Source organism: Mycobacterium sp. (genome assembly GCF_049673265.1).
GTDB lineage: Bacteria > Actinomycetota > Actinomycetes > Mycobacteriales > Mycobacteriaceae > Mycobacterium.
The window spans coordinates 1-7,955 of the sequence record NZ_JBATXN010000698.1; the positions used below are offsets into that span (position 1 = coordinate 1).

Here is a 7,955-nt window from a genome sequence, read left to right on the forward strand (position 1 = left end):
CCCGACCAGTGGTGGCAACAGCAAGTGGTGGCCGGGTTGCAACGCGGCGGCTTCCCCGGGCCGGAGATCGCCAGGCTTATGGGCAGCTACTTCGAGCTGACCGAGTTGCATATTCATCCCCGCGCCCAGGGCCGCGGTCTGGGAGAAGCGTTGGCGCGGAGGCTGCTTGCCGACCGCGGCGAGGCTAACGTGCTGCTGTCGACCCCGGAAATCAATGGCGAAGCCAATCGCGCCTGGCGGCTGTACCGTCGGCTGGGATTTATCGACATCATTCGCGGCTACCACTTCACCGGCGACCCGCGAGCGTTTGCGATCCTCGGCCGCAAGCTCCCGCTGTAGCCGCACACCGCCGCGATGAGGTCTGGCACGATGACCTGGTGCGTGCCAGCGTTAGCCAGCTTTTCGCCCAGCGGTTCACTGCGCGTCGTCGTCGGCGCCTGGCGGCGTGGGCGATGCTGTTCCTGGTGCTACCGGTGCTCGCCGGATGCGTCCGGATCAGGGCGTCGATCACCATCTCCCCCGACGACCTGGTGTCGGGAGAGATCATCGCGGCGGCCAAACCGCGCAACGACAAGGACACCGGTCCCCAGCTGGATCCCAATCTGCCGTTCAGCCAGAAAGTGGCGATCTCAAAGTACGACCGCGACGGCTACGTGGGTTCACAGGCGGTGTTCTCCGACTTGACCTTCGCCGAGCTGCCCGAGCTGTCGAATATGAACTCCGACGCGCAGGGCGTGAACTTGTCCCTGCGAAGGGCGGGCGACCTGGTGATCCTGGAGGGACGGGCGGACCTGACGTCGCTGACCGACCCCGACGCGGACGTCGAGCTGACGGTCGCGTTTCCCGGCTCGGTGACATCAACCAACGGCGACCGCGTGGACCCCGAGACGGTGCAGTGGAAACTCAAGCCAGGCATCGTGAGCATGTTGTCCGCTCAGGCCCGCTACACCGATCCGAGCACCCGCTCGTTCCGCGGTGCGGCTCTTTGGCTGACGCTTTCGTCGCTGGTGGTCGCCGGTGTGGTGGGGCTGCTGGCCTGGTACAGCCGCGACCGCTCGCCGCGATTCGCTGAGCCCAGCTCTCAGGCCGACGGCGACCAATAATCCAGCAGCTCGGTGAACGTCTCGAAAGCCGGCGCGGAATTACCGTAAGTGGCCTCGAGATGGATGCTCAACGGAAAGCCCAGGCCGACGACGCCATCGATTATCCGCTTGTACAGATCGACCATCAGCTTGCGCTTTTGGGGGGGTTCGGTGGTGGCCAACGTCTTGACGAAGGCCTGCTCCTGGGCGACGGCGGCGTTGCCCGGGTCTTGGATGAGCCAGTTGATGAAACCAACCCGGTCCTCCAACTTGGGTACAAAGCCGAACGACAACAGGATTTCCGGGCGGTGGTCGGTCCGCTCGGCGAACTCGGTCAGGAAACCGACGAGCGCGTCGGAGTAGAGCAGCTGGGTCTGAGCGAACGTCGCGCCCTGATCGCACTTGAAGTTAAAACGACCGGCTTCGTCAGCCCGAGTGGGGATCAGGATGACGCCGCGGTTGTCCACCAGCTCGCGATAGATCGACAGGGCGTCGGTCGGCGCGACGCCGGAGCCCTCGCCGTCGGCCATCGTGCGGGGCACGCCGACGAACACGATCCCGTCGATGCCGGCGCCGACCAGATCACCGAGCCGGCGGCGCAAGGACTGCTCATCCATGAAAGCGGTGACCTGGCTGCACAACCCACGCACTCCGGGCAATTCCGGCTTGATGATCGACCAGAAATCCAGCACATCGAGCTTCGGCTTCATCTCGACCGGCCGGTCATCCTCCTCCTCGATCAAACCCGGCATCATCAAGTGCCCGATCCGCCCGTCGAGGCCGAATTCCGCGGACAGCTGCACCACCTTGCGGGCGTCTTCAAGAGCCTGCTCCGCACCACGCTCCACGTTCGTGGGTACCAGCTCGACCGCGACGGTGTTCAAGGTCAAGGGGTTACTCCTCAATCAAATGACTCGTTGTTCGCGAGCGGGCGCGGATCACCCGACAGCATAGGGGCGAGAAAATGAGGCTGTCGAAGCAACTGCCCCGCGACGATGCGCGGCGCGCGCAGGCGCAGCGGGCCTCGTCAGGCAAAACCACCTGGACAACGCGGCGCCGAATAGACTTGGCGGGCCATGACTCGCCCGGCGACGATGCGGGCCGGAACGGGCCGAGGAGGAAGGGGCGTCGCGCTGAGCGTAGAAGCAGCGGCAACCGTCGAGTTGGGCCATATCCTCGCTGCCGTCACCGACCAGTTGCGCAAGTACTTACATGACCGCCGCAGCGCGGCCGCCTACATCGGCAGCGACTATCAGCGCCTGACTGCCGGCCTGGAAGAGTTCGTGCTCAGCGGCGGCAAGCGGCTGCGCCCGGCCTTCGCCTACTGGGGTTGGCGTTCGGTGTCGAGCAAGGAGGTCTCAGACATCGGAGCCCAAGAGCTGCTGTTGTTCTCGGCGCTGGAGCTCCTGCATGCCTCGGCGTTGGTGCACGACGACGTGATCGACGACTCAGCGACCCGGCGGGGCCGGCCCACCACCCACGTACAGTTCGCTGCCTTGCACCGCGACCGGCAGTGGCGTGGACCGGCCGACCAATTCGGCCGTTCGGCAGCGATCCTGCTCGGCGATCTTGCGCTAGCGTGGGCCGACGACATCGTCACGGGCGTCGACCTGCCGCCGGATGCGCGCCGACGGGTGGGGCGAGTCTGGGTCGACATCCGCACCGAGTTACTCGGTGGTCAATACCTCGATATCGTGGCCGAGGCCAGTGCCGCCGAGTCGATCGCATCGGCGATGAACGTCAACACTTTTAAGACCGCCTCCTACACGGTGTCGCGTCCACTGCAATTGGGAGTGGCGGCCGCTGCCGACAGACCCGATGTGCACGCCCTTTTCCACGACGTCGGCACCGATCTCGGTGTCGCATTCCAACTGCGCGACGACGTGTTGGGAGTGTTCGGCGATCCGGCCGTCACGGGCAAGCCGTCCGGGGACGACCTGCGGTCCGGCAAGCGGACGGTGCTGCTGGCAACCGCGGTCGAATTGGCCGATGAGTCAGATCCGGCCGCCGCCAAGCTGTTACGCGCTTCGATCGGTACCGAGTTGACCGATGCCCAAGTGGGTGAGCTGTGCGAGGTCATCGAGCGGGTCGGCGCGTTGGCCGCAGCCGAGAACCAGATCGACACGCTGACCCGGCGGGCATTGGCCACGCTGGCCGACGCACCTATCCACGCGGCGGCCAAGGCCGGGTTGTCCGAGCTTGCCAGATTAGTCGCCAACCGGTCCGCCTGACCCAGATGTCCACCCGCGCGTCAACCCCGACTGCCGACTCGACTGCCGGTCAGGCACAACACTTTTCACGATTGCGGGAGTTCATCGCCACAGCCGAGGGGCGACCGGCGCTGTTGGGCTGCCTGGGTGCGGCGCTGATCACTGTGGGTGGACTCGGCGCAGGCAGCACGAAACAACATGACCCGCTGCTGGAGTCGCTGCACCTGTCCTGGTTGCGCTTTGGCCACGGGCTGGTGCTGTCTTCGTTGCTGCTGTGGCTGGGTGTCGCGTTGATGTTGACTGCGTGGTTGTGGCTGGGCCGTCGCGTTGTCGCCGGTGATGCGAGCGAATACACCATGATGGCGACCACCGCTTTCTGGCTGGCACCGCTACTGCTGTCGGTGCCGGTATTCAGCCGTGACACCTACTCGTATCTGGCCCAGGGCGCACTGCTGCGCGATGGCCTGGACCCATATGCGGTGGGGCCGATCGAGAATCCGAACCCGTTGCTGGACAACGTAAGTCCTATCTGGACCATCACGACGGCACCCTACGGTCCGGCTTTCATCATGGTTGCCAGGCTGATCACGATGCTGGTGGGCAATCATGTGATCGCCGGAACCATGTTGCTGCGCCTGTGCATGCTGCCCGGCCTGGCGCTGCTGATCTGGGCGACGCCGCGACTGGCCCGCCACCTCGGCGCCAATTCACCCGTCGCGCTGTGGATCTGTGTGCTCAACCCGCTGGTGATCGTCCATCTGATGGGCGGGGTGCACAACGAGATGCTGATGGTGGGCCTGATGGCCGCCGGCATTGCGCTGACTTTTCAACGCCATCATGTCGCGGGCATCGCGCTGGTCGCCGTCGGAGTCGCGGTGAAGGCCACGGCCGGAATCGCGCTGCCGTTTCTGGTTTGGGTGTGGATGCGCCATCTTCGCGATCGCCGCGGATACCGGCCGGTCGGCGCCTTTGTGGCGGCGAGTGCGATGTCCTTGCTGATCTTCGTCGCGGTGTTCGCGGTGTTGTCCGGCTTGGCCGGGGTCGGGCTGGGCTGGCTGACCGCGCTGGCCGGTTCGGTGAAGATCATCAACTGGCTGACCATCCCGACTGCGACCGCGAACCTCATCCACACCGTCGGAGGATTGTTCTTTCCGGTGAATTTCTATGCGGTGCTGCAGGTCACCCGCGCAGCGGGCATCGTGATCATCGCGGTGTCACTGCCGCTGCTGTGGTGGCGATTCCGGCACGACGACCGCGAGGCGCTCACCGGCATCGCGTGGGCGATGGTCGTCGTCGTGTTGTTCGTTCCCGCCGCACTGCCGTGGTACTACACCTGGCCGCTGGCGGTCATGGCCCCGCTTGCGCAGTCGCGCATGGCGGTTGCGGCGATCGCCGGCTTCTCCACCTGGATCATGGTCATCTTCAAACCCGATGGCGCCCATGGCATGTACTCGTGGATCCACGTCTTGCTTGCGTCGGCGTGCGCGTTGATCGCCTGGCGAACGCTGTCTCGCGCGCCGACGCCCAAGCCTGCAAGTCAGTAGGCCATGGCCTGCGCCCGGCGCAGCACTTCGCGCGCCTGGTGGGCGTGTAACGCGTCGACCGGCCGGGCGTTGCTCAAGGCGTCCCGGGTTCCGTCCCGAGTGACAGTCAGCGACGGGTCGGGGGTGAACAGCCAGCGCACGATCTCGGTCTCGTGGTAGCCGCCGTCGTGCAGCACCATCAGCAATCCGGGCAGGCTCTTGACCACCTCGCCGGAATCGGTGAAAAAGGCCCGCGGCACCAACACGTCGCCGGCACGCCGCACCGCCACCAGATGACCTTCCCGCAGATGCTGGCGCACCTTGGTGACCGGTACACCGAGCAACTCGGCGACGCCGGGAAGATCGTAGGTGGGTTCGTCGGGGTCCAGAACGTCGTCGCCGGCCGGGATCCTGCTCACCGATTTAGTGTAGGCCGGGCGCGCTGCTTATTTCGGCGCGCGAAGAAGAGATTTCAGGCGGACTGCGGGCCGCAACCTACGATGAACCCCGTGGCTGCCGCGACGCACGATCCCCTTGAGGGCACGTTGCTGGACGGGCGATATCGTGTTGCGACCAAGATCGCCACCGGGGGAACCTCGACGGTGTACCGCGGCCTCGACACCCGTTTGGACCGCCCGGTCGCGCTGAAGGTGATGGATTCTCGCTACGCCGGCGACCAACAATTCCTCACCCGCTTCCAGCTCGAGGCCCGCACGGTCGCCCGGCTCAAAGATCCCGGCCTGGTCGCGGTGTACGACCAGGGGCTGGACGCGCGACACCCGTTCCTGGTGATGGAACTCGTCGAGGGGGGCACGCTGCGCGAGTTGCTGTCCGAGCGTGGGCCAATGCCACCGCATGCGGTCGCGGCGGTGCTGGGCCCGGTGCTGGGCGGGCTGGCCGCCGCGCATCGCGCCGGCCTGGTGCACCGCGATGTGAAGCCCGAAAACGTGTTGATCTCCGATGAGGGCGACGTCAAAATCGTCGACTTCGGGTTAGTTCGGGCCGTCGCTGCAGCCGGAATCACTTCCACCAGTGTCATTCTCGGCACCGCCGCCTACCTGTCCCCCGAACAAGTGCGGGACGGAAACGCCAGCCCGCGTAGCGATGTCTACGGCGTGGGCATCGTGGCCTATGAGTTGCTCACGGGGCAGACGCCGTTTTCCGGCGACTCGGCATTGTCGGTCGCATACCAACGCCTTGATAACGACGTTCCCATCCCTAGCGCGATGATCGCTGGCGTTCCCGAACAATTCGATGAGCTGGTCGGTCGCGCGACAGCGCGTGATCCCGCCGCCCGCTACGCAGACGCACAAGAAATGGGCGCCGAACTGGAAACGATCGTCGACCAGTTGGCGCTACCGGAATTTCGGGTGCCCGCGCCGCGCAATTCCGCGCAACATCGCTCGGCCGCACTGCAGCACAGCCAGATCGAGCAACACGACACCACAGAACCGCAGCAACCGCCAACCCAACGGCCGCGGGTGCACCACCCCACTCGTGAGTTGACCCGCAGGCCCGAGAACCGGCCGGCTGAAGCCGGCGCGCAGACCGATGACGAGTATCAGGAAATATCAGGACAATTCGCTGGGATCGACCTGATCGAGTTCGCACTCGAGCGTCAGCACGCCCGACGCATGGTGCTGATCTGGGTTGCGGTGGTGTTGTCGGTCACCGGGATGGTCGCGGCAGCGGCATGGACCGTCGGCAGCAATCTGCGCGGATTGTTCTAACGTAATCTGGCTCAGTCCCGCAGCATTTCGGCGACCAGAAACGCCAGCTCCAAGGACTGCTGGGTGTTCAGCCTGGGGTCGCAGGCGGTTTCGTAGCGACCGCTCAGATCGGTTTCCGAAATGTCTTGAGCGCCACCTAAACACTCGGTGACGTTCTCTCCGGTGATCTCGACGTGGATACCACCGGGGTAGGTGCCCAACGCGCGGTGCACCTCGAAGAAACCCTGCACCTCGTCGACGATGCGGTCGAAATGCCGTGTCTTGTACCCAGTGGATGACTCGTGGGTGTTGCCGTGCATGGGATCGCACTGCCAGATCACCTGATGACCGGTGGCTTGCACCTTCTCGATGATCGCCGGCAACAGGTCGCGCACCTTGTTGTTGCCAAGTCGGCTCACCAGGGTCAACCGCCCCGCCTTGTTGTGCGGGTCAAGGCGCTCAACGTATTCGACGGCTTGCTCGGGCGTCGTTGACGGTCCGATCTTGACACCGATCGGATTTGCGATCACCTCGGCCAGCGCAATGTGCGCGCCGTCGAGTTGCCGGGTCCGGTCGCCGATCCAAAGGTAGTGCGCCGACAGGTCGTACAGTTGCGGCTCGCCGTCTTCGGCGTCGGAGAGCCGCAGCATGGCCCGCTCGTAGTCGAGGACCAAAGCTTCATGGCTGGCGTAGATTTCGGCGGTCTGCAGGTTGCGGTCGGCCACCCCGCAGGCGCTCATGAATTTCAGGCCCCGGTCGATCTCGCTGGCCAACGCCTCGTAGCGTGCGCCTGCCGGCGAGGTGCGGACGAATTCCCGGTTCCAGTCGTGCACCAAATGCAGCGAAGCCAACCCCGAAGATGTCAGCGCGCGCACCAGGTTCATCGCCGCACCGGCGTTGGCGTAAGCCCGTACCAGCCGCGACGGGTCATGCTCGCGGGCCGCGGCGTCCGGGGCGAATCCGTTGACCATGTCGCCGCGGTAGGAGCGCAACCCGAGCGCGTCCAGGTCCGACGACCGGGGCTTGGCGTACTGTCCGGCGATCCGGGCCAACTTCACCACCGGCACGCTGGCGCCGTAGGTCAACACCACCGCCATCTGCAGCAAGGCGCGGATGTTGCCTCTGATGTGCGGTTCGGTGTTATCGACGAATGTCTCGGCGCAGTCGCCGCCCTGCAGCAGGAACGCCTCTCCCCTGGCTACCTGGGCCAGCATGTCCTGTAGCCGCACGATCTCCGACGGCACCGTCACCGGGGGAACACTCTCGAGCACCGTTCGCATCGGCTCGACCTGCTCGGGCGTCCAACTGGGCTGCTGTGCGGCGGGCTTGGCCAGCGCGGCGTCCAGCCGGGCCCGCAAATCCGCCGGCAGCGGAGGCAGCGGCGGCAGCTGCTCGATCGGTACGTCAACGGTCCAGTTCACCCGTCTATGG

Annotated in this window: 8 protein-coding genes; 5 read left to right on the forward strand and 3 right to left on the reverse strand. The window is 65.4% G+C overall.

Annotated elements, in window-relative coordinates:
* Positions 1-339 (forward strand): GNAT family N-acetyltransferase (locus tag WBF82_RS23670; protein WP_424385360.1); only part of this gene is annotated, 339 nt, incomplete at its 5' end.
* 113 nt (positions 340-452) lie between these two features.
* Positions 453-1,103 carry an LppM family (lipo)protein gene (locus WBF82_RS23675; protein WP_424385365.1) on the forward strand — a complete coding sequence of 217 codons (651 nt, stop codon included), beginning with the start codon at positions 453-455 and terminating at the stop codon, positions 1,101-1,103.
* Here the strand turns inward: WBF82_RS23675 and WBF82_RS23680 are convergent.
* Positions 1,082-1,972: a mycobacterial-type methylenetetrahydrofolate reductase gene (locus tag WBF82_RS23680; protein ID WP_424385361.1), complete on the reverse strand. Its 891-nt coding sequence runs from the start codon at positions 1,970-1,972 to the stop codon at positions 1,082-1,084. The genes WBF82_RS23675 and WBF82_RS23680 overlap by 22 nt on opposite strands.
* Before the next feature lie 282 nt (positions 1,973-2,254).
* Here WBF82_RS23680 and idsA2 point away from each other — a divergent pair, with 282 nt between their 5' ends.
* Both idsA2 and WBF82_RS23690 read left to right on the forward strand, forming a co-directional pair.
* Positions 2,255-3,313 (forward strand): bifunctional (2E,6E)-farnesyl/geranyl diphosphate synthase, encoded by a 1,059-nt coding sequence (idsA2, locus tag WBF82_RS23685; RefSeq protein ID WP_424385366.1) that lies wholly within the window; start codon positions 2,255-2,257, stop codon positions 3,311-3,313.
* A gap of 5 nt (positions 3,314-3,318) precedes the next feature.
* Entirely contained in the window at positions 3,319-4,836 is a 1,518-nt protein-coding gene (locus WBF82_RS23690) for an alpha-(1->6)-mannopyranosyltransferase A (RefSeq protein WP_424385362.1), read from the forward strand.
* On the opposite strand, the gene WBF82_RS23695 is transcribed toward WBF82_RS23690, so the two are convergent.
* Positions 4,830-5,234 carry an Rv2175c family DNA-binding protein gene (locus WBF82_RS23695; RefSeq protein WP_424385363.1) on the reverse strand — a complete coding sequence of 135 codons (405 nt, stop codon included), beginning with the start codon at positions 5,232-5,234 and terminating at the stop codon, positions 4,830-4,832. The genes WBF82_RS23690 and WBF82_RS23695 overlap by 7 nt on opposite strands.
* Positions 5,235-5,315: 81 nt before the next feature.
* Here WBF82_RS23695 and WBF82_RS23700 point away from each other — a divergent pair, with 81 nt between their 5' ends.
* The gene (locus WBF82_RS23700; RefSeq protein WP_424385364.1) at positions 5,316-6,545 is read left to right on the forward strand and encodes a protein kinase domain-containing protein; all 1,230 of its coding nucleotides are present in this window, start codon (positions 5,316-5,318) and stop codon (positions 6,543-6,545) included.
* Between the two features lie 11 nt (positions 6,546-6,556).
* On the opposite strand, the gene WBF82_RS23705 is transcribed toward WBF82_RS23700, so the two are convergent.
* Entirely contained in the window at positions 6,557-7,945 is a 1,389-nt protein-coding gene (locus WBF82_RS23705) for a class II 3-deoxy-7-phosphoheptulonate synthase (protein ID WP_424385367.1), read from the reverse strand.
* Positions 7,946-7,955: the final 10 nt, after the last annotated feature.

What these genes read in the sequence shown, in the direction of transcription:
- WBF82_RS23675 (WP_424385365.1), top strand. Translation starts at nt 453, where the DNA reads ATGCTGTTCCTGGTGCTACCGGTGCTCGCCGGATGCGTCCGGATCAGG.
- WBF82_RS23690 (WP_424385362.1), top strand. Translation starts at nt 3,319, where the DNA reads ATGTCCACCCGCGCGTCAACCCCGACTGCCGACTCGACTGCCGGTCAG.
- WBF82_RS23700 (WP_424385364.1), top strand. Translation starts at nt 5,316, where the DNA reads ATGAACCCCGTGGCTGCCGCGACGCACGATCCCCTTGAGGGCACGTTG.